Here is a 19,274-nt window from a genome sequence, read left to right as displayed (position 1 = left end):
CAATCTCGGCTTTTTTAATACATTAAACTGTATTAGTTATTTGCGTTACGTTGGCGTAGCACTTCAAATAAACAAATACCGGTTGCTACCGATACATTTAAGCTTGAAACTGTACCCGCCATCGGAATTTTAACTAACACGTCGCAATGCTCACGCGTTAAACGGCGCATGCCCTCGCCCTCTGCTCCCATTACTATTGCCATTGGCCCAGTAAGGTTTGCATCAAACACGTGGGTGTCTGTTTCGCCAGCTGTGCCCACAACCCATACACCTGCGTCTTTAATTTCGCGAAGCGTACGCGCCAGGTTTGTTACCTGAATAAGCGGTACGGTTTCGGCTGCTCCACAGGCTACTTTACGTGCTGTGCCGTTAAGCTTGGCCGACTTATCTTTAGGTACAATTATAGCGTGTACACCTGCTGCATCTGCGCTACGTAGGCAGGCACCTAAATTGTGCGGATCGGTTATGCCATCTAGTACTAATAAAAACGGCGTGTCTTCGCGAGTAATGATCTCATCTAAATCTTTTTCGTTGTAAACACGCGCAGCTTTTACATTGGCAATAATGCCTTGGTGCTGCTCATCGTTTGCTTTGTTATCTAGCGCTTTTCGCTGCATAAATTGTACAGAAATACCAAATTTACGTGCTTCATTAATAATCGGGGATAAGCGCTTATCATCACGACCTTTTAGGGCATAAATTTCTAAAAAACGCTCTGGCTCTTTTGCTAAAATTGCTTCAACAGAGTGAAAGCCAAAAATTAATTCATTACTCACGTATTGTTTGCTCCTGGGCTATTACGTTTACGGGCATTTTTGCCTGGTCTTTTAGGCTTTTTAACTGCCTTTTTTTTCGGTTTTTTCTTAGCGGTGGTTTCAGCGGCTTTTTTACCGGCTGGCTTTGCGCCAGACTTACCCGCTGGTTTGCCTTTGCTTTTACTGGCTGGTTTTTTACCAGCTTTGGGTTTTTCATCGCCTGATGTGTTTTTTCCAGGGATTTTACCCGCTTTAAGCTGCGATCTTACACCTGCTGGTGCATGGCTTGATTTACCGCGCCCTGCTCCTTTAGCTGAGCCACGGCGACGCGCGTATCTATCTTGAGCTACATCACCACTGAGCGTTAAATTTATACGGCGCTCATCTAAACTTACCGAAGCAACTTGTACCGTTACTTTATCGCCAAGGCGGTAAACGGTATGTGTATGCTCGCCAATTAGGGTGTGTTTTGCACCATCATGATGGAAGTATTCATCACCTAAATTAGTAACATGGATCAGGCCATCAATTTGTAAGTCGTCTAGGCGTATAAATAAACCAAAGTTAGTAACGGATGAAATAACCCCGTTAAACTCATCACCCACGTGATCTTGCATAAACTCACATTTAAGCCAGTCGGCAACTTCACGCGTTGCGTCGTCTGCGCGGCGCTCGGTGGTTGAACACTGCTCGCCTAGTTGATCTACTTCATCATCGGTGTACGCGTATGCGCCCGATGTTTGCTGACCTTGTGCTTTTATTACCGCTTTAATTGCACGGTGTACCACTAAATCAGGGTAACGGCGAATCGGTGAGGTAAAGTGTGCGTACGCAGGCAGCGCTAAGCCAAAGTGGCCTATGTTGTCTGGCTGATAAACCGCTTGCTTCATTGAACGAAGTAGCATGGTTTGAATAAGCTCGGCCTCTGGGCGGTCGCCTAAACGGGCTAACACTTGGGTAATTTCTTTCGGTGTTGGCTCATCACTTAATGTGCTTTGAATGCCAAGCTCACTTAAAAACTGAGTAAAGTTACCTAGTTTTTCTTGATCTGGCTCATCGTGCACACGGTAAAGCGCGCTGGCTTCGTGTTTTTCTAATAATTTAGCCGCCGATACGTTGGCTAAAATCATACATTCTTCAATCAGTTTGTGCGCGTCGTTACGAACAACTGGCACAATTGATTCTATTTTACGGTGTGCGTTAAATACAAAACGCGTTTCTAGCGTTTCAAACTCAATAGCACCACGGGTTTGGCGCGCCGACTTAAGCGCCATATACATTTGCTGTAAGTCAGTTAAATGTGGCACAACAGGTGCGTATTCTTCGCGTAGTTTTTCATCGCCTTGTAAAATGGCATTTACTTTGGTGTAGGTTAAACGCGCATGCGAGTTCATCACCGCTTCGTAAAACTTATAACCCGAAAGCTTACCTGCGTCTGATACCGTCATTTCGGCCACCATACAAAGGCGGTCTACTTTAGGGTTAAGCGAACATAAACCGTTCGACAACACTTTTGGCAGCATTGGAATTACTTGCTCAGGAAAGTACACTGAGTTACCGCGAGCAATCGCTTCTTTATTTAGCGGCGTGTTCATACCTACATAATGTGATACATCGGCAATGGCTACCCATAAGCGCCAGCCGCCAGATTTTTTACGCTCACAATATACGGCATCATCAAAGTCGCGGGCGTCTTCACCATCTATTGTGACCAGTGGCAGGTCGCGTAAATCTACACGGCCTTGTTTGTCGGCTTCATCAACAAACTCACCTAAATGAGCTACTTGTTCTTCTACTTCTTCTGGCCAAACATGAGGAATATCGTGATTGCGCAGTGCCACTTCTATTTCCATACCTGGCGCTAAATGCTCGCCCAGTACGTCAATAATTTTACCTACCGCGTTCATGTTACGGCTAGGGTTTTGAGTGATTTGCACTTGCACCATTTGGTTATGACGCGCGCCGTTTTCACTGCCTGGCAGAATAATAATATCTTGGGTAATACGTGGGTCTTCTGCTACAACAACTGCAATACCATGCTCAACAAAATAACGCCCTACAATAGGTGCGCGCTCGTTGGTAAGTACTTTAATTATGCGGGCATCACATTTTGAGCCTGAGCCACGTTTTGTGCCTTTAGCAAGTACGATGTCGCCGTGCAGCACCATGTTCATTTGATGCTTGGCTATAAACCAATCTTTGCTCTCGCCTTCAACTTCTAAAAAGCCAAAACCGTCTCTGTGGCCAATTACTTTGCCTTTGGTTAAACCGGCTTCGTCAATTAGGGCGTAACATTTAAACTTATTAAAATACAATTGGCCATCGCGCTCCATGGCACGAAGGCGGCGCTTAAATGCAATTTGGCGTTCGGTATCGTTTACAGCTAATTCATCACAAAGTTGCGTGAAGTTAGCAGGTTTTGAACGCTCTTGAAGGTGAGTAAGTATAAACTCACGACTAGGGACTGGGTTTTCGTACTTTTCTTGTTCTCGGCTGAGATTTGGATCTTGGTTTGACATTCACTATCTTGTTAGTTGGTTATGTAGGTATTTTAACCCATATACGTAAAATGAGACAGGTAAAAGCGTATGAAACTTTTAATAAACCGCTTTAATAAGTAAAACATACGCTTAATGGCCTTAATCATCACTTAATATAAGCGCAATTATAACCAACCTTTTTGCTTTGCAATACGCGCTGCATCTACGCGGTTAGTGGCATTGAGTTTTGCGATAGCATCGGATAAATAATTACGAGTTGTGCCTTCGCTTATAAACAGCTGTTTGGCTATGTCGCTTGTTTTTAAGCCATCGCTTGCAAGCTTAAGTGCTTTGCGCTCTTTATCGGTGAGCGGGTCGGCGTCATCAAGCGCGTTAATGGCAAGCTCTGGGTCTATAACCTTTTGCCCTTGCATTACCTTTTTAAGTGCATTGATAAGCTCATCACTTGGCGCTTCTTTTAAAATGAAACCTTTAACGCCTAGGGCGAGCGAGCGCCTAATATAACCAGCTCGCGAAAACGTGGTCATAATAACCATTTTAATGGTTGGGAACGTGGCCGCTATTTGCTCACTTAGCTCTATACCGCTCATGTGTGGCATTTCAATATCGGTTAAAATTATGTCTGGCAATGCCTCATCGGCCAGTGCTTTTATTGCATTAAGTGCATCTTGGCCGTTACTGGCTTGGCCTATCACTTCTATATTAAAATCAAGGCTTAACAATGCCCCTACTGCGTCGCGCACGAGTGCTTGATCTTCCACTAAATATACTTTGATCATTGTTAATCCTTAGCTGAAATTGGCAGCATTACGTTTAAAGTAAACTTCTCGCCACAGGTAAACGCGGCATGGCCATTAAGTTGCTCTGCACGCTCTTTAATACCATTTAAACCGTTACCTGCGTTTAACGTGCTGCAAGGTGTGTTATCAACCACACTTATATGCAGCTGATGCTGTGTTTGCTCTATATTTATTTCGCCGTTTTTATTACTGCTATGGCGTAATAAATTAGTTACCGCTTCTTTAATTATAAGCCCTGCGATCCCTTCTACTTTAGGAGGCAAGGTATTTAATACAACATTAAAGTTAACGTTAAAGTCTTGCTCTATTAGCCTTTGTTTAAGCTGGGCTATTTGGCTTATTAAATTAAGTTGTTTTAAATCGCTTACGGCGTTTCTTACATCGCTAAGTAACTGCCTTGCTAGATCTGCTACTTGTGCTATTTCGTTATTGGCTTGTTCGTAGCGCTCTCCTTGATTTAGCTTATTAGCAAGCTCAGCTTTTAAAGCAATAGATGATAGTGAGTGGCCTAAAATATCGTGTAGGTCGCGCGCTATTCGTTCGCGCTCAGCAATAGCAGCTAATTGCTCTAATTGGTTAGCGCTTTCTTGTTCGCGCTTTTTATGCAGGCGCTCTTTTTGGGTTGCAATGCCAAAGGCCAACAGCGCTCCTGAAATTAATAAAGTGCCGGCTAAAAAGTATTTTATGTTTGCTATATCTGCTAAATAGGCGCTTAACGCCACCGTAAATATAAGGCTAAAAACGGCATATAATCTGCTTTTTTTAGCGTATGACTCACCAGCTATAAACGCGATAAAACCAAATAATGTAGAGGTCCCTGTGGTATAAAATGTGGCGCTAAAACACACCACTAACATAATAACAAACAGCGTTGTTATACGCTTTGTTTCACAGTGCATGGCTTTTATGTAAAGCAAAATAAATACAATATAAAACGCCACACTCATTACAATGGTATTGACTGGCAAGTTAGATAGATTAAAAAGAGTCGGAAGCAAATAAAATCCAGTAAAAATTAAAGGTGCGTATTCCCAAAACTTTTTATTACTGGGCTTTGAAAGCGTATTTGTTGTACTCATGCCAGTACCCCTAGTTCATTGTTATTGCTTATAACATTATTTTTATTAATAAATATAAATAACACAAAAATACTAATGAGTATAAAGTAATCATTTATTGAAACACTAAAGCTAAGTGATTCTAAAAACTCGCTAATAGCGAGACTTATTAAATTTAACGTATTCATAGCCACCTCCCATTAAGATAAGTTAACTATGCCAAAGCCAAAAAATAATAAGAGTGTGAAATGTCATTAACTTTGCTGACATTTGTCATGTTTTAAAAATTTCATCCTGTGAGTTCGTACCCAGTGATAAGATAATAAAAAAAGGAGTTCTCATTTAAATGCAGCCACAACAGCAAAGCCTGATTTACTTACATATTGCCGTGTTACTTTTTGGGGGCACCGCCCTTTTTGCAAAGTTAATAGGGTTAAATGCAATTGATATTACGGTGTATCGTACCGCTATTGCTGGCATGGCAATTTTGGCTATGCTGTATTTTCAAAAAAAACAAATTAAGTTAAACAAACCAAAAGATTACCTCATTGCGTTATTTTTAGGTGTAGCGGTAGGCATGCATTGGGTTACTTACTTTGCAGGCATGCAAATGGCGGGCGTAACTGTGGGTATGCTGGCTTTTTTTAGCTACCCAGTAATGACGGTGTTTTTAGAGCCCTTGTTTAATAAAAGCAGGCCCCAAGCAAAAGATATTATAAGCGCAGCTGTGGTTGTATTAGGTATATATTTACTCGTACCCAGCGCAAATTTAGGCGACGATGTAACCTTAGGGGTTATTATGGGTGTGGTTTCGGCTTTGTTTTTTTCGATTAGAAATATTACCCATAAGCGCTTTTTTAGCCAGTATGGCGGCCCACAAACCATGTTTTATCAAACCTTAGTGGCAAGTGTTATGCTTTGCGCATTTATTAAGGTCCCTGTGTATGAGGTGAGTAACCACGACCTTATTTTAATTGCTGTTGCGGGTATTATTTTTACCGCTACACCTCACTCGCTATTTGCAGCGAGTTTAAAGCACTTATCGGCAGCTACTGCGGGGTTAATTTCGTGCTTGCAGCCGCTTTACGGCACTTTGTTGGCTATTGTTATTATTCATGAGCGCCCAACGCTACTAACACTTATTGGCGGTGCACTTATAGTCAGTGCAGCCTGTTTTGAAACGTGGTCTATTACTCAAAAGGCTAGAAAATGAAAATATTTGCGCACCGCGGGGCAAGCGGCAATTACCCAGAAAACACTAAAAGCGCTATTTTAGAAGCGTTAAATGTAGGGGTAGATGGTATTGAAGTTGATATTCAAAGTGCGCTTGATGACTATATGCTCATACACGACTCGTGGCTAGATAGAACCACCAGCGGGCACGGTAAAGTAAGCGACTTTACGGCGCAGCAACTTAGTCTGTTGGATGCCGGTAACGGCGAGCAAATCCCCACTCTACAGCAATTACTTGATTGGAATAGCAATAAAACATTACTCAATATAGAGCTTAAACATACCTTTGAGCTTGAAAAGTTTGCCACTATTTTAAACAACAATATTGCTAAAGGCGTTATTACTAAAGGTAATATTTTAGTGTCGTCGTTTGATCACCATCAAATTCATTGGCTTAAAAATAGGTTACCGTGGTTACACATTGGCGCGTTAACCTCATCAATTCCGTTAAATTATGCACAGTTTGCTCAACAGTTAAATGCGTATAGTGTTCATGTAGACAAAAGCTTTGTAAATAAAGCTTTTGTAGATGATGCCATAGCACGAGGCCTGCAAGTTTACGCCTACACCGTAGATAGGACAGAAGACATGGATTTTATGCTTAAAATTGGGGTGCATGGTATTTTTACTAATTACCCCGCTCGTTCTAAAAAATATTTAGCAAACATTATTACTTGAGTTAACGGTAACTTAGTCGATAATCTAGCTAGGGCGTGATGATCTTTGCGGATTGAAATTTGTTCAATCTAGGGGCGATTAAATCGCGGCGCGAGGCTTGTAACCTAATGGGCTAAGTAAAAACCGAGTAAAGCTTCCGCGTCCTGCTCACGCCCCTTACCTACATCCATGTAGGCAACAAAGAGTTTATCGCCCTTAGGCAGAACCCAAAGGGCAGCGCATGTTTGGCATTTATGCAGCGTTATCGCCTATTTATGGGGAATAACCACAATTCATAGGCTCTGCCTTGCCTAAAAGCCAAACATACTGCTGCAAATTCAACCATCAAAGGTCAACACGCCCTAGATGGGTAAGCAATAAATGAGTGGTGTAATGCAATTTTATAATTATATTGAGCAAACATTTTTTTATACGCTTACGCGTAAAATAGTGGGCAACTTAAGCTTTGTTTTTTTGTTTCAGGCCATTACGTTATTTTGGTTATATCAAAGCTTAAGCGAGCAACACAGTACTAGCGCATTTTGGTTGTTAACCTTGGTTATTGTAGCGGGCTTTGCCTTTACTATTTTTTATATGCGCTATTTAATAGTGCGCCCTGTAAAAGCTATGTGCGACACTTTAGTAAACATAAACCAGCAAGAGGCTAATTTAGCCGCCAACTTACCGCAATTTTCTTTTGACGAATTTAAAGAACTAAGTACGCAATATAACTTATTTACTAACCACTTAAGTGATTTGCTAAGCACAACTCACGCCAGCGCTAAAGCCAGCGAGCAAAGTAATGTTGATGTAAATACCGCTATGCAAAATACGCAGCAGTTAAGTGAGCAGCAAACTCAGCTAAGCCACAATATTATTAATGCGAGTAACCAAATAGTGCAAAGCTTAGAGGGCATAGTGAGCAATACCGACAGCGTGCATAGCGTAAACAGCGAGCACTTAGACTTTGTTAAGCTTTCGTCGCAAGAGCTTGCAAGCTTAGTCGATAAGGTGTCGCTTATTGGTACTTTGCTGCAAAGATTTTCTAAAACGGTGTCTGGCCTTAAAGAAAACAGCGAAAACATTCGCAGCATTTTAAAAATGGTTGAGGAGTTTTCGGATCAAACTAATTTACTGGCACTAAACGCTGCCATTGAAGCGGCACGCGCTGGTGAAGCTGGCAGAGGGTTTGCGGTTGTTGCTGATGAAGTACGTACATTATCGGTAAAAGTAAGTGGCGCAACCCGACAAATAAGCGACTTTATTAACCAAATGAATGAGCTGGTTAACGAAACCAACCAAGAAAGTGAGCAGTTAATTAGCCATTCAAGTACCGCACAAAGCGCCATTAGTAATACCTCTGAAGGGTTTAAAACAATGCTAAGCGAGTTTGAACAAAACCAACAGCAGTTACAGCAAATAGCAGATGCGGTGCATACGCTAGAGCAAGCGCAGCAGCACACTCACCAATCGGTAGAGCAAATTGTTACCTTAGGCGAGCAAGCTAAAAGCGCTATTGATCATGCACTAAGTAATAGCCAGCAATCACATGCACTTAGCCAGCAAACACAACAGCAATTAAAGCGCTTTGTGCAATAAGCAATTTCAAAACAAAAGCCGAGCGGTATATTGCCTTAATATTTTAACTGGCAACATTCAACAGCGCTTTATAAATATGGTAAATTACGCAGCTAATTATTTAAGTGTGTAATGTTTGTGAGTAACTCAACCCCCAACTACCAACAGCTTGCCAAAAATATTAAAGCCTGGGGCCAAGAACTCGGCTTTAGTGAGGTGGGTATTACCGATATTGACCTATCTAAACACGAAGCACAATTACAGCGCTGGTTAGATGCGGGCTACCATGGCTCTATGGATTATATGGCAGCCCACGGCATGAAACGCGCACGCCCTGCTGAACTAATCCCTGGCACCCAGCGGGTTATTTCGGTAAAAATGAACTACCTGCCCCCTGATGCTAGTTTTGCCAAAACACTAAAAAACACTGAAAAAGCCTACATTAGCCGCTACGCATTAGGGCGTGACTATCACAAATTAATGCGCAACCGACTAAAAAAACTGGGCCAAAAAATAGAGCAAGAAATTGGCGATTACGGTTTTAGGCCATTTGTAGACTCTGCGCCTGTGCTTGAGCGCCAGCTTGCTGAAAAAGCGGGATTGGGCTGGCGAGGAAAACACTCTTTATTAATAAACCAAGAAGCTGGGTCGTGGTTTTTTTTAGGTGAGCTTTTTGTTGATTTACCCCTGCCAATAGATAATGAAAACACGTTTGAAGGCTGCGGAAAATGTGTAGCTTGCATTACGCTTTGCCCAACAGGCGCAATTGTAGAGCCGTATGTGGTAGATGCACGCAAATGTATTTCGTACTTAACCATTGAGCACCAAGGGCCTATACCTGAGCAATACCGTACACTATTGGGGAACCGAGTTTATGGCTGCGACGATTGCCAATTGGTTTGCCCATGGAACCGTTATGGTCAAATTACCGATGAGCAAGACTTCCATCCCCGTACGCAATTAAAAAACAAAGACTTACTTGAGCTATTTGCCTGGGACGAACCTACATTTTTAAAAAATACCGAAGGCAGCCCTATTCGCCGTATTGGACACGAACGTTGGTTGCGTAATTTAGCGGTGGGTTTAGGCAATGCCGATTTTAGCCCTAGCATTATTAACGCTTTAGAAATCAAACATGAGTCTAGCTCGCAGCTAGTAAAAGAGCATATAGAGTGGGCGCTTGAGCAACAAAATAACAAACAAAGAGAACAACTTCGTAAAACACAGCGCCTAATTAGAATTGTCGAAAAAGGCTTACCTCGTGATGCGTAAATCACTCAGGTGAGCCTTATTGTGTGAGAGGTTTATTTTTTAAGTAACAAAGATAAATCTTGTTCAATTTCAGCAAAGGCGGCTTTAACTTGTTTAACCGACTCTTCTCTGGCAATTGAGTTTTGAATAGTTTCGTCCACTTTTTTATAAATAAACACCTCTTGGTCTTCATCTAACCCCATTGTGGGTATGCGCACTTCAAGGTCTTCTTGTAATTGCTTGAATACTTTTTCGTTATTTTCGCGGTTTTCGTTTAGTAACCCAATCAAGCCATGAAACTTACTATGCACTGTGCTGGCTACATCATTTAGCTTTTGCTGCTGCGACTCAAGCATTTGCTTGGTCATAATTGCACGTAACTGCTGCTCAGTCACACTGACAATAAAGCAAACGTGGTCACGAATACGTCCGTGTTTATCTGGGTCGTGATCTGGCATATTCAGAATTAACAAGCTTATCATCTCGTAGTTAACTAATAGTCGGTGAGAAAACTCATGTAAGCGACCTTTGTTTTTAAGCATATCAAACAGCTCAATTACAATAGGCGAACACACTCCCCTAAGGGCAAAGTGCTCTATTGTATCGCCATGTCTAAATTCAACATTACTTTGTAGGTCAAACGTTTGTAAGCAGTCTATTAAGGCTTTACCTAAATCTTGCGGATTATTAATAAAACCAATGTTTTCAATGTAGTTAACTATTTGCCCCATTTCGCTACTGTTTGCCATAGCGTTAAATGCTGTAGATGTTGCATCTTCTACTTGTTTTTCAAGGCTTTGTTTTTCTATTAATACTTGGTTTAAGTTTTTAAGTTTTGATTTAAGCTCATCATGCCCAAACGGTTTTACAATGTAATCCTCAGCACCGACTGAGTAACCTTCCATACGCTCTTCAACCGTTCCTCTAGCGGAAACAAACATAACAATTATATGCGCGGTATTCGGATTCGCCTTTAATGCTTTACACACTTCGTAGCCATTCATTTGCGGCATACTTACATCAAGTAAAATAACTTGGGGCATGTAGCCTTCAACCATGGCTAAACACTCAGGGCCGCTTGTGGCAACTTGTAATTCGAAATCAAGATCTTCTAAAATTTCTTCAATAATTTCAAGGTTGAAAGGTTCATCATCTACAGCAAGAATTTTAGTTAAGGCCATATTTTCATCATCCAATTAAATATTATTTAAACATTAATTACACATATAATTAGCTATCTTGCACTGCTAGCTTATCATCGGCTAAATGCTCATCTAAATCTATTTCTAGGGGTACCTGAATCCTAATTGTTGCACCACCATCGCTATTATTACTTGCCGTAATTTCGCCTTGATGAAGCGCTACAAACTCTCTACAAAGCGCAAGCCCTAAACCAGTACCACCAGCGCCACTGTTCGTTTTGCTGCTTTGTACAAATTTAGTAAACACGTGCTCTAATTCATCCTCAGGTATACCTATTCCATTGTCTACTACATCAATAATGGCGCTGCTTTGATCAGCCATTAAGTTCACTTCAATACGACTTTTAGGTTCGCTAAATTTAAGTGCGTTACCTAACACATTGCGCAATAGCTGATTAATTTGCTCTTCATCACACTGCACAACCACTGGCCCGGATTTTGAAAAAACAATTTCAATTTCTTTTTCCATAGCCGTACCAGAGACATCATCAATACTGGTTTTTATAATGCTTTCTATATTGTATGGACGTGGGTTAAATGGAAATTTCCCTACATCCAATTTAGATAAATCAAGTAAGTTGTTTAATAACGACAGTAAACGCTCGCCGCTGCTTTCAATACGCGACAAGTACTTTAAGAGTTTATCTTTAGCAAAATCGCCCGCTTCTAACTTACTCAAGCCAAATCGAGAAAAGCTTAATATAGAGTGCATAGGGGTGCGTAACTCGTGCGACATGTTAGCCAAAAATTCCGATTTGCTTAAATTGGCAGCTTCGGCCACATTTTTAGCGTGCTCTAGCTGCGAAGTACGAGCTCGCACTTGCTCCTCAAGTAAGTCTTTGGCTTCAAGGAGTAATTCTTCTTTTTGTTTTAAGTGAGTTACATTTTTAAATATAACCGCCAACGCAATTTCGCCATGGTGGTCTATTTCGTTAAACGAGCCAACCAGCGGAATATACCCGCCGTCTGTTTTTTGCAAACGTAGGTCGCTACTAAATTGGCGGTTACGATTGAGTGTGCTGATTTTATTTTTTATTTCAGCACTTGATTCCTCATCTAAAAATTCAAATACCGAAAAGCCCGCGAGTTTGTCAAAGGGTAGCTTAAACAGCCTTAAGCAGGCATCGTTTGCTTCTATTACTTTGCCGCTGCGTTCAAATAGCATAATGGCGTCAGGCGTATTTTTATAAATAACTTGTAGTAGGCTGTCTTTTTCGATTAATGCATCAACGGTATCTTGCAAACGCTCAACTAGCTCAGCGTTACGGCGTTTTAAAAGCTCTGTTTGCCACAATTTATGTACCGATTGCAGCAGTACGCTATCGGTTAGAGGCTTTATTAAAACATCTTCAACCCCTTTACGAATTGCCTCAATCATTGAAACTTGCTCAGGGCGTGCGGTAAACAATAAGCATCGGCAATCTGGCTGAGACATTTTAATAGCAGAAAAAATATTTAAACCGGTGCCATCTTCAAAGCTAAAATCGCTAATTAAAATATCTATACTGTTTTCATTAGCCACTGCCACCGCTTCGGTTGCGCTGGTTGCGGTTAGCGTTTTGATATGCGCCCCGACTAAATTACTTTTCGTTTTTTCAAGGCGCTCAGGCATATGATCAACAAGTAAAATAGTGGGGAGTTTTAAAACGTGGCTAGAGCCAAGCTCTAAGAGGTTTTCGAGTAATGAGGTAATTTCTTTATTTGAAAAAAACGGATAAATAACCGTTGCATCTGGGACTAACTTATTAAGCTCGCTAAAGGCGCTAAGTTGCTCACCGCTTTCGGCTTTAGGGGCAAGTAATACACAGCGGTCTTGTGAGATTTTTTGAGCTAACGACTTTACTACTTCACACGGCACTCCGTAAGCACCAATTACCAAGTCATACTGGCTGGTGTTAGAGTATAAATCAATCATAGAGTAATGAACGAGCTCAGCCTCACAACCTATTAATTCTAGTAAAACTTTCACTCTCATTGCGATAACACTGCTGCTATCTACAATTAAAATTTTTCGACTCATTAAGTCACACTATCTTAAACACTTTATATGTTAATAGCGTAGCCTATAATTTCTTAGTTGGTATAGGTTGTTAGACTTAATTTTGATTTTTTTACCGATAAGCTCCACAACTATTTTGGTAGATGCTTACCGAATATTGTTAAACTGTAGCGTGTGTTATCCATTACCGCGATATTAGGCAACTCACCCCATACGCTAAAACCAAAGTGCTTGAATAACTTAATACTTGGTAAGTTGTGGCTAAATATAAAACCAAGCAATACATCAATTCCTAGCTGTTTAGCCTCTATTTGGGCAAACTCCATCAGCTTTTTGCCAAGCCCTTTACCTTGCGCCGCTTTGGTAATATAAATGCTCATTTCGACGGTGCCATCGTATGCGGGGCGCCCATAAAACGATTTATAACTTAGCCAAGCAAGTACTTGGTCATTTTCGCAATAAACATAAATAGGCCGTTTATCGGTGTGGCTATTAAACCACTCATGTTTGCTCTGTACCGATACTTCTTCGGTATCGGCGGTCACCATACGCGAGGCGATCGTTTCGTTGTATATTGCGACAATGGCAGGTAAATCTTCTATAGTGGCTAAACGTGTAGTCATAACAGCTTAATATTGTTGATCACTTTTGTGCATATTAGCGTAAGATAGACTAGTCAAACAATTATAAATTTAGGCGTTGAGTATGTTAAAAAAAACGATACTAGGGCTCAGTATTTTTATTACGAGCTTAGCTGCCCAAGCAAATGACACGTTACCCAGCAAACAACAGCAGCAACAATGTGAAGACTTTACAAATGTAGAGATACGTAAGCTGCGCTCAAAAGAATCCTTAAACTTATGCCAATTTAAAAACCGCCCGTTGCTCATTGTAAATACGGCTAGCAATTGTGGTTTTACATCTCAATTTGAGGGCCTTGAAAAAGTACACCAACAATACAAAGACAAAGGTTTAGTGGTATTAGGTTTTCCATCTGATGATTTTTTTCAAGAGGAAAACGATGAAAAAGACATAGCAAAAGTGTGTTTTATTAATTACGGCGTTACTTTTACTATGTTTACTACCAGCGAAGTTCGCGGCAGTGATGCAAATCCAATATTTAAACACTTAAACGCGCAAACCAGCTCACCTAACTGGAACTTTTATAAATATTTAGTTTCAGCTGATCGCAAAACAATTAAACGCTTTAACAGTAAAGTAGCTCCTAATTCAAAAGAATTAATTGATGCAATTGAAAATACGCTACTCATCAATTAAGTTTATACTGGTACTGCGAGTTAAAACTAACTAGACTGGCTTTAATGGTTAAATACACCAACTTTAAACAGGAGATTTTATGGCAGTGGCAAGTGCAAGGCACATTTTAGTAGACAGCGAAGCAGAGTGCTTAGATTTAAAAGCTAAGATTGAACAAGGCGAAGACTTTGCAGAGCTTGCAAAAACATATTCAAACTGTCCTTCTGGTCAAGACGGCGGAGCACTTGGCGAGTTTGGCCCAGGTATGATGGTACCTGAGTTTGATAAAGTTGTATTTTCAGCGCCAATTAATCAAGTACAAGGCCCTGTACAAACACAGTTTGGCTATCACTTACTAGAAGTGACAAGCCGCTCAGAATAACGTTGACTTATCGCAACACAAAAAGCCGCTTATGCGGCTTTTTTTAGGAGCAATTATGAAACTTATAGGATCTAACCCTTCTCCATTTGCGCGCAGAGTAAGAATGTGGGCAGCACAAAACAATGTTGACTTAGCGCTAGTAAACCTAGATATTTTTTCTGAGCAAGACCGCCCTACCTTAGCCAGTAACAACCCAGGAAGAAAAATACCGGTTTTAATTGATGGTGATTTAACGCTAAGCGATTCAACCATTATTTTACGTTACCTTATCGCCAAGGCTGGTAAAACACCACTAAGCTGGTCGCAAGAGCACCTACTTAATATTATTAACGCCTGTAACGACTCGTTAGTAGAGTTAGCACTTAGCAGACGCTCAGGGTTTGATACTAACGACGATAAATTATTTTTTAATCTGCAAAACGAACGAATTGCTGAAACATTAAGCTATTTAAATAGTCATTTAAACGATGATGAATTTAAAGGCTGTGAATGCCTTAACATCAGTTTATACTGCCTACTTGATTGGATTTGCTTTCGTGAATTAACAGACTTTAGCCAACACGCTGCTTTAGTCAGTTTTTATAACGACTATGGCACGCGTCAAGCTGCAGTAAGCACCGATCCCAGACTCTAAACAAATAAGGTAAACACATGAGCGATATTGAAATTGAATCACAACTAGTTAGCTTTGTAGAAAAAGTACGTTTAAGCGAGCAAGTGTGGGCGTTAGGTGGAGACGACGGCGGCTTTGTAGTGTGCGAATCTAACCAGTTTGCCGAAACGGATGTACTGCTTTTATGGGAAAGCGAAGACGCAGCAAAAGCCCAGTGTAAAGAAGAGTGGCAAGAATTTACGCCTGTAGAAATTAATTTAGATGAGTTTTTAGATGAGTGGGTAGAAGATTTAAACGAAGACAGCGCATTAGTTGGTTTAAATTGGAATGACGACCAAGTGTGTGTAGAAATAGAGCCTGTTGGCTTAGCACGCGCACTTAGCGAATAACTGCCACTATAAATTAAATAGTGAATACAACACCTGCTTTTTAAGTGGGTGTTTTTGTTTTGTAGCTAAAAACATAAATACTAAAATCGATACTCGCATGTTTATCTGTTTTAAGTATAAAATATAACATGTCATTAATTTCAAGGGATTACGTTGAAAACCCATCTTGGCCGCCGCCCTTTTTCAACAATGGAACTGCATACGCTTTATAACGGCTATATTTATGGCGACTTTAAAGTAGCAAGAGAGCAAGCAAAGCATTGGCATTTTTGGTTGCCTTTAATTGCCTATTACAGTGGCGCATATAGCGATGAAATTGGCTGCTTAACGCTTGACGATCTTGAGCTTAAAAATGGCATTTTATGTTTTAATTTTCATACTAATGGAAAAATAAAAGCGCGCTTGGTTCCGGTGCATCAAGCCTTAGTTGATGCAGGGCTTAACGACTTTATTGCCTTTGTTAAAGCACATAATCACACACGTTTGTTGTTTGATTTACCGGCTAAGTCTGGCCGTTACAGTGAAAAAGTACGCATTTGGTTTACTGGTGAAGGTGAGCGTGCGGGTTATTTGCAAAAATGTGCCATTCCCACTGTTGATCAACTTGGTATGAAAACCGCCATAAGTAGCCTGCGACTAAATTTTGAACAACAAGTACGTATTTACGCATTACAGGCTAATTCAAAAGATGCCTTTAATTATTTAATGGGGTTTAACGAATACCCCAATGATAAATTTGACGATACCGCCTTACTAAACAACGTAATACAGCAAATTCGCACCATTAACCCACAGCTGCATTGGCAGCGCTTTATGCAGCGCCAGAGCCACTGACACTATTTGTTACTATTTTAAATCCAAGCAGCCACTTTATTAAATTACTCTCATAAAAAAAACTGCTAGGATATCTAAATCTCAATTTTTAAGGGCATAGAAATGCCTGTTTGAGTCAGTTTCTAACAACAACAATCTAGGGATCACTATGTTTTTAAAAAGCCTATTAACAGTAAGTGTTGCTTTGGCAATGACTACTGCCAACGCTAACGAATTCGTTATCGAAAAGCTTGCTAAACCAAGTTCACAAAAGGTGTCGTTAACACTCGACCCAAGCCAAGACACCTTTACAGGGATGACAGAAATAGCCCTAGAAGTGTTAAAACCCACTCATTACATTGAACTTAACGGCGTGGCTTACGCTGTTAAAATGGCGCAGTTACTAGGCGATGAAAACTGCGACTTAAATAACGAAATGCTAAAAACAGAAAAAGTAAAATTTAGCTGTGATGAGCAAATTCAACCGGGTAAGTACACCCTAAAAATAGATTTTTCGGCGCCGTATAATCGCCAAAGTGTAGGCTTATACAAAACAATTGATCAAGGTACACCTTATTTATTTACTCAGTTTGAAATGAATGATGCACGCCGTGCATTTCCGGTATTTGATGAACCAAGTTATAAAATACCGTTTCAGTTAACAATTACAGCGCCAACATCTCAAAAGGTTTATGCCAATACGCCAGAGCTTAAAACCACAGTTAACGGCGAGATGACAACGCATTACTTTGATAAAACGCCACCTATTCCTTCTTATTTAGTGGCTATGGCCGTGGGCCCTTTTGAAGAGCTTGAAATAAAAGACATGCCAATTCCAGGGCGTGTTATTACCCCGCAGGGTAAAATTCATTTAGCTGATTACGCAAAAGAGAACATGCCAAAAGTACTTGCTGCACTTGAGGCGTATTTTGGTATTCCTTATATTTATAAAAAGCTCGACTCGGTAGCAGTACCCGAGTTTCCTTTTGGCGCAATGGAAAACTCAGGCCTAGTAACCTACCGCGAAGATATATTACTGGTTGATTTAGCAGCTGCTACACGCAGTAAAAAACAGCGTAATGTGTCGATTATTGCTCACGAGCTTGCCCATCAATGGTACGGTAACTTAGTTACCATGAAGTGGTGGAACGACTTATGGTTAAACGAAGCATTTGCCAGCTGGATGGCGGCAAAGATTACTAAGCAGCTTAATCCAGAATTTGAATCTCACCTTGATTTACCACAAAACAACGTAATGGCATTAGATGCTCGATTAAGCACTAAGCCGATTCGTAAACCAATTAAAACCGAAGCCGATATTATGGATGGTTTAGGGCTTGCCTACAGTAAAGGCAGCGCAGTACTGGCTATGGTTGAAAACTGGATTGGTGAAGACGCATTCCAAAAAGGGATTCAAAGTTACTTAAAAAAATTCTCGTATAAAAACGCCGAAGCAGCTGATTTATGGGAAGCACTAGGTAAAGCTTCTAATAAAGATGTTGCGAGTGTTTTAAAATCATTTATTGAACAGTCTTCTTTTCCGCTTGTAGATGTAAAACAAGACGGTAAAAAAATTACTATATCGCAAAGCCGCTTTGCTAATGCCGGTGTAGATGCACCCGCACAGCTTTGGAATGTCCCTGTTGGGATAAAATATGGCGCTGGCGATAAAGTAAAAACAGCCAGTATTTTACTCAACAAGCAAAGCCAAACCCTAACACTTGATTTTGAGCCTCAGTGGATTTATCCCGATGAGGGGGCGCTAGGTTATTACCGCTGGGTAATGGACGATGCGCAGTTTGATTCACTTATAAAACATGCTCCGCAAGCACTTAATGATCGTGAGCGTTTAGCGCTGCTCTCTGCCACTGATGCACTACTTGATGCGGGTGTAATATCGGCGGCTAAGTTAATGCAAACCTTAGAAGTCTTTGTGAGCGATGATCACCCTCGTGTTGCAAATACAGCGCTGGGCTATTTGGTATCACAAAAAAATACCTTTAAAGATGAAAGCAACGAAGCGTTATGGCCTGAGTTTATTCGCAGTGCAGTAATGCCTGCAGCTAAAAAATACTCACTTGAAGCACAAGCTGGCGAAGACGGTGCAGTATCGCAACTACGTGCGGGTGTTGTGTCCTTACTTGGTTTTGATGGTGAAGATCAACGTGTAATCAGCAAAGCAAAAGAGCAAACACAAGTATACTTAAACGATCCGCAAAAAGTGGATCCGTATTTAGCAGCTACCTATTTAAAACTTGCCGCCTATAATGGGGATAAAGCATTACTTGATCAATTTATGGCAACCTTTAAAGCCACTAAAGATCCACAAGTACGCACAAACATGCTGGCAGCAATGGGCTTTATGGGTAAAGCGCAGTTACAAAAGCAGGTATTAGCGTACACCCTAACCGACGAAGTAACCGCGTCTGATATGCGCACTATTTTAGCGGGTCAAAGTTATAGCGAGCCACGCCAAGCACTATTTATTGAGTGGATATACAACAATTACGACAAGGTAACACAAAGCTTACCGCCGTTTTTTGTGCCTAACTTACCGTACTTTACTACCGCGCGTTGTGATGAACAAAGTTTAGCAACCACGCAAGCATTCTTTAAAGATAAAATTGAAGAAACACCGGGCTACGCGCGTACGCTAAGCAAGCTTGAAGAAAGTACCCATGACTGTATTGCGCTTAAAGAGCGTGAACTGGCATCAGTTAATGACTTTTTAAAAAGCAAGTAAGCTTAATTAAAAGTAAATATGTATAATTAAAGAAGCCGCTGAG

Annotated in this window: 18 protein-coding genes; 10 read left to right on the top strand and 8 right to left on the bottom strand. The window is 40.8% G+C overall.

Annotation, left to right across the window (positions count from 1 at the left end; translation table 11 throughout):
* Positions 1-32: 32 nt before the first annotated feature.
* From rlmB to CWB60_RS20740, 5 genes are all read right to left on the bottom strand, one after another.
* Positions 33-776 (bottom strand): 23S rRNA (guanosine(2251)-2'-O)-methyltransferase RlmB, encoded by a 744-nt coding sequence (rlmB, locus tag CWB60_RS10900; RefSeq protein ID WP_138577798.1) that lies wholly within the window; start codon positions 774-776, stop codon positions 33-35.
* On the bottom strand, positions 773-3,274 hold the full coding sequence (rnr, locus tag CWB60_RS10895; RefSeq protein WP_138577800.1) for a ribonuclease R: 2,502 nt from the start codon (positions 3,272-3,274) through the stop codon (positions 773-775). The genes rlmB and rnr overlap by 4 nt, the downstream gene beginning before the upstream one ends.
* A gap of 146 nt (positions 3,275-3,420) precedes the next feature.
* A complete protein-coding gene (locus tag CWB60_RS10890) occupies positions 3,421-4,035 on the bottom strand; it encodes a response regulator transcription factor (protein WP_004587598.1) in 615 nt (204 codons plus the stop codon).
* A gap of 2 nt (positions 4,036-4,037) precedes the next feature.
* Entirely contained in the window at positions 4,038-5,135 is a 1,098-nt protein-coding gene (locus tag CWB60_RS10885; RefSeq protein WP_138577802.1) for a sensor histidine kinase, read from the bottom strand.
* Positions 5,132-5,302 carry a hypothetical protein gene (locus CWB60_RS20740; RefSeq protein WP_171036142.1) on the bottom strand — a complete coding sequence of 57 codons (171 nt, stop codon included), beginning with the start codon at positions 5,300-5,302 and terminating at the stop codon, positions 5,132-5,134. Before CWB60_RS20740 ends, CWB60_RS10885 begins: the two co-directional genes overlap by 4 nt.
* A gap of 158 nt (positions 5,303-5,460) precedes the next feature.
* Between CWB60_RS20740 and CWB60_RS10880 the strand changes: the two genes are divergently transcribed.
* The 4 genes from CWB60_RS10880 (at position 5,461) to queG (ending at position 9,854) form a co-directional block, all read left to right on the top strand.
* Positions 5,461-6,327 (top strand): DMT family transporter, encoded by an 867-nt coding sequence (locus CWB60_RS10880; RefSeq protein WP_024033283.1) that lies wholly within the window; start codon positions 5,461-5,463, stop codon positions 6,325-6,327.
* Positions 6,324-7,025: a glycerophosphodiester phosphodiesterase gene (locus tag CWB60_RS10875; RefSeq protein WP_138577804.1), complete on the top strand. Its 702-nt coding sequence runs from the start codon at positions 6,324-6,326 to the stop codon at positions 7,023-7,025. The genes CWB60_RS10880 and CWB60_RS10875 overlap by 4 nt, the downstream gene beginning before the upstream one ends.
* Positions 7,026-7,385: 360 nt before the next feature.
* Entirely contained in the window at positions 7,386-8,603 is a 1,218-nt protein-coding gene (locus CWB60_RS10870; protein ID WP_138577806.1) for a methyl-accepting chemotaxis protein, read from the top strand.
* Between the two features lie 117 nt (positions 8,604-8,720).
* Complete coding sequence (gene queG / locus CWB60_RS10865) at positions 8,721-9,854, top strand: tRNA epoxyqueuosine(34) reductase QueG (protein ID WP_138577808.1); 1,134 nt, start codon at positions 8,721-8,723, stop codon at positions 9,852-9,854.
* A gap of 32 nt (positions 9,855-9,886) precedes the next feature.
* Here the strand turns inward: queG and CWB60_RS10860 are convergent, their stop codons facing one another.
* The 3 genes from CWB60_RS10860 to CWB60_RS10850 all read right to left on the bottom strand — a co-directional run bounded on the left by CWB60_RS10860 (position 9,887) and on the right by CWB60_RS10850 (position 13,657).
* Positions 9,887-11,014 carry a response regulator gene (locus CWB60_RS10860; protein WP_138577810.1) on the bottom strand — a complete coding sequence of 376 codons (1,128 nt, stop codon included), beginning with the start codon at positions 11,012-11,014 and terminating at the stop codon, positions 9,887-9,889.
* A gap of 49 nt (positions 11,015-11,063) precedes the next feature.
* The gene (locus tag CWB60_RS10855) at positions 11,064-13,055 is read right to left on the bottom strand and encodes a hybrid sensor histidine kinase/response regulator (protein WP_138577812.1); all 1,992 of its coding nucleotides are present in this window, start codon (positions 13,053-13,055) and stop codon (positions 11,064-11,066) included.
* A gap of 110 nt (positions 13,056-13,165) precedes the next feature.
* A complete protein-coding gene (locus tag CWB60_RS10850; RefSeq protein WP_138577814.1) occupies positions 13,166-13,657 on the bottom strand; it encodes a GNAT family N-acetyltransferase in 492 nt (163 codons plus the stop codon).
* 82 nt (positions 13,658-13,739) lie between these two features.
* Between CWB60_RS10850 and CWB60_RS10845 the strand changes: the two genes are divergently transcribed.
* The 6 genes from CWB60_RS10845 to CWB60_RS10820 all read left to right on the top strand — a co-directional run bounded on the left by CWB60_RS10845 (position 13,740) and on the right by CWB60_RS10820 (position 19,231).
* Positions 13,740-14,312: a glutathione peroxidase gene (locus tag CWB60_RS10845; RefSeq protein WP_004589433.1), complete on the top strand. Its 573-nt coding sequence runs from the start codon at positions 13,740-13,742 to the stop codon at positions 14,310-14,312.
* Between the two features lie 79 nt (positions 14,313-14,391).
* Positions 14,392-14,673 carry a peptidylprolyl isomerase gene (locus CWB60_RS10840; RefSeq protein WP_004589432.1) on the top strand — a complete coding sequence of 94 codons (282 nt, stop codon included), beginning with the start codon at positions 14,392-14,394 and terminating at the stop codon, positions 14,671-14,673.
* A gap of 55 nt (positions 14,674-14,728) precedes the next feature.
* Positions 14,729-15,307, top strand: coding sequence for a glutathione S-transferase family protein (locus CWB60_RS10835; protein ID WP_054982326.1), 579 nt, complete (start codon positions 14,729-14,731; stop codon positions 15,305-15,307).
* Positions 15,308-15,324: 17 nt separating this feature from the next.
* Positions 15,325-15,675, top strand: a complete 351-nt coding sequence (locus tag CWB60_RS10830; RefSeq protein ID WP_004589430.1) for a DUF2750 domain-containing protein — start codon at positions 15,325-15,327, stop codon at positions 15,673-15,675.
* A 153-nt stretch (positions 15,676-15,828) separates the two neighbouring features.
* Positions 15,829-16,509, top strand: coding sequence for a site-specific integrase (locus CWB60_RS10825; RefSeq protein ID WP_138577816.1), 681 nt, complete (start codon positions 15,829-15,831; stop codon positions 16,507-16,509).
* Between the two features lie 148 nt (positions 16,510-16,657).
* The gene (locus CWB60_RS10820) at positions 16,658-19,231 is read left to right on the top strand and encodes a M1 family metallopeptidase (RefSeq protein ID WP_138577818.1); all 2,574 of its coding nucleotides are present in this window, start codon (positions 16,658-16,660) and stop codon (positions 19,229-19,231) included.
* Positions 19,232-19,274: the final 43 nt, after the last annotated feature.

It is taken from the genome of Pseudoalteromonas sp. S327 (genome assembly GCF_005886415.1).
Lineage (GTDB): Bacteria > Pseudomonadota > Gammaproteobacteria > Enterobacterales > Alteromonadaceae > Pseudoalteromonas > Pseudoalteromonas atlantica.
The sequence above is the reverse complement of the archived record's forward strand: the minus strand, read 5'-3'. Positions and strand labels throughout refer to the sequence as shown.

Excerpts from the sequence above, each read along its gene's own strand:
- rnr (WP_138577800.1), bottom strand. The coding sequence starts at position 3,274 with ATGTCAAACCAAGATCCAAATCTCAGCCGAGAACAAGAAAAGTACGAA.
- CWB60_RS10890 (WP_004587598.1), bottom strand. The coding sequence starts at position 4,035 with ATGATCAAAGTATATTTAGTGGAAGATCAAGCACTCGTGCGCGACGCA.
- CWB60_RS10885 (WP_138577802.1), bottom strand. The coding sequence starts at position 5,135 with ATGAGTACAACAAATACGCTTTCAAAGCCCAGTAATAAAAAGTTTTGG.
- CWB60_RS20740 (WP_171036142.1), bottom strand. The coding sequence starts at position 5,302 with ATGAATACGTTAAATTTAATAAGTCTCGCTATTAGCGAGTTTTTAGAA.
- CWB60_RS10880 (WP_024033283.1), top strand. The coding sequence starts at position 5,461 with ATGCAGCCACAACAGCAAAGCCTGATTTACTTACATATTGCCGTGTTA.
- CWB60_RS10875 (WP_138577804.1), top strand. The coding sequence starts at position 6,324 with ATGAAAATATTTGCGCACCGCGGGGCAAGCGGCAATTACCCAGAAAAC.
- CWB60_RS10870 (WP_138577806.1), top strand. The coding sequence starts at position 7,386 with ATGAGTGGTGTAATGCAATTTTATAATTATATTGAGCAAACATTTTTT.
- CWB60_RS10860 (WP_138577810.1), bottom strand. The coding sequence starts at position 11,014 with ATGGCCTTAACTAAAATTCTTGCTGTAGATGATGAACCTTTCAACCTT.
- CWB60_RS10855 (WP_138577812.1), bottom strand. The coding sequence starts at position 13,055 with ATGAGTCGAAAAATTTTAATTGTAGATAGCAGCAGTGTTATCGCAATG.
- CWB60_RS10850 (WP_138577814.1), bottom strand. The coding sequence starts at position 13,657 with ATGACTACACGTTTAGCCACTATAGAAGATTTACCTGCCATTGTCGCA.
- CWB60_RS10845 (WP_004589433.1), top strand. The coding sequence starts at position 13,740 with ATGTTAAAAAAAACGATACTAGGGCTCAGTATTTTTATTACGAGCTTA.
- CWB60_RS10840 (WP_004589432.1), top strand. The coding sequence starts at position 14,392 with ATGGCAGTGGCAAGTGCAAGGCACATTTTAGTAGACAGCGAAGCAGAG.
- CWB60_RS10835 (WP_054982326.1), top strand. The coding sequence starts at position 14,729 with ATGAAACTTATAGGATCTAACCCTTCTCCATTTGCGCGCAGAGTAAGA.
- CWB60_RS10830 (WP_004589430.1), top strand. The coding sequence starts at position 15,325 with ATGAGCGATATTGAAATTGAATCACAACTAGTTAGCTTTGTAGAAAAA.
- CWB60_RS10820 (WP_138577818.1), top strand. The coding sequence starts at position 16,658 with ATGTTTTTAAAAAGCCTATTAACAGTAAGTGTTGCTTTGGCAATGACT.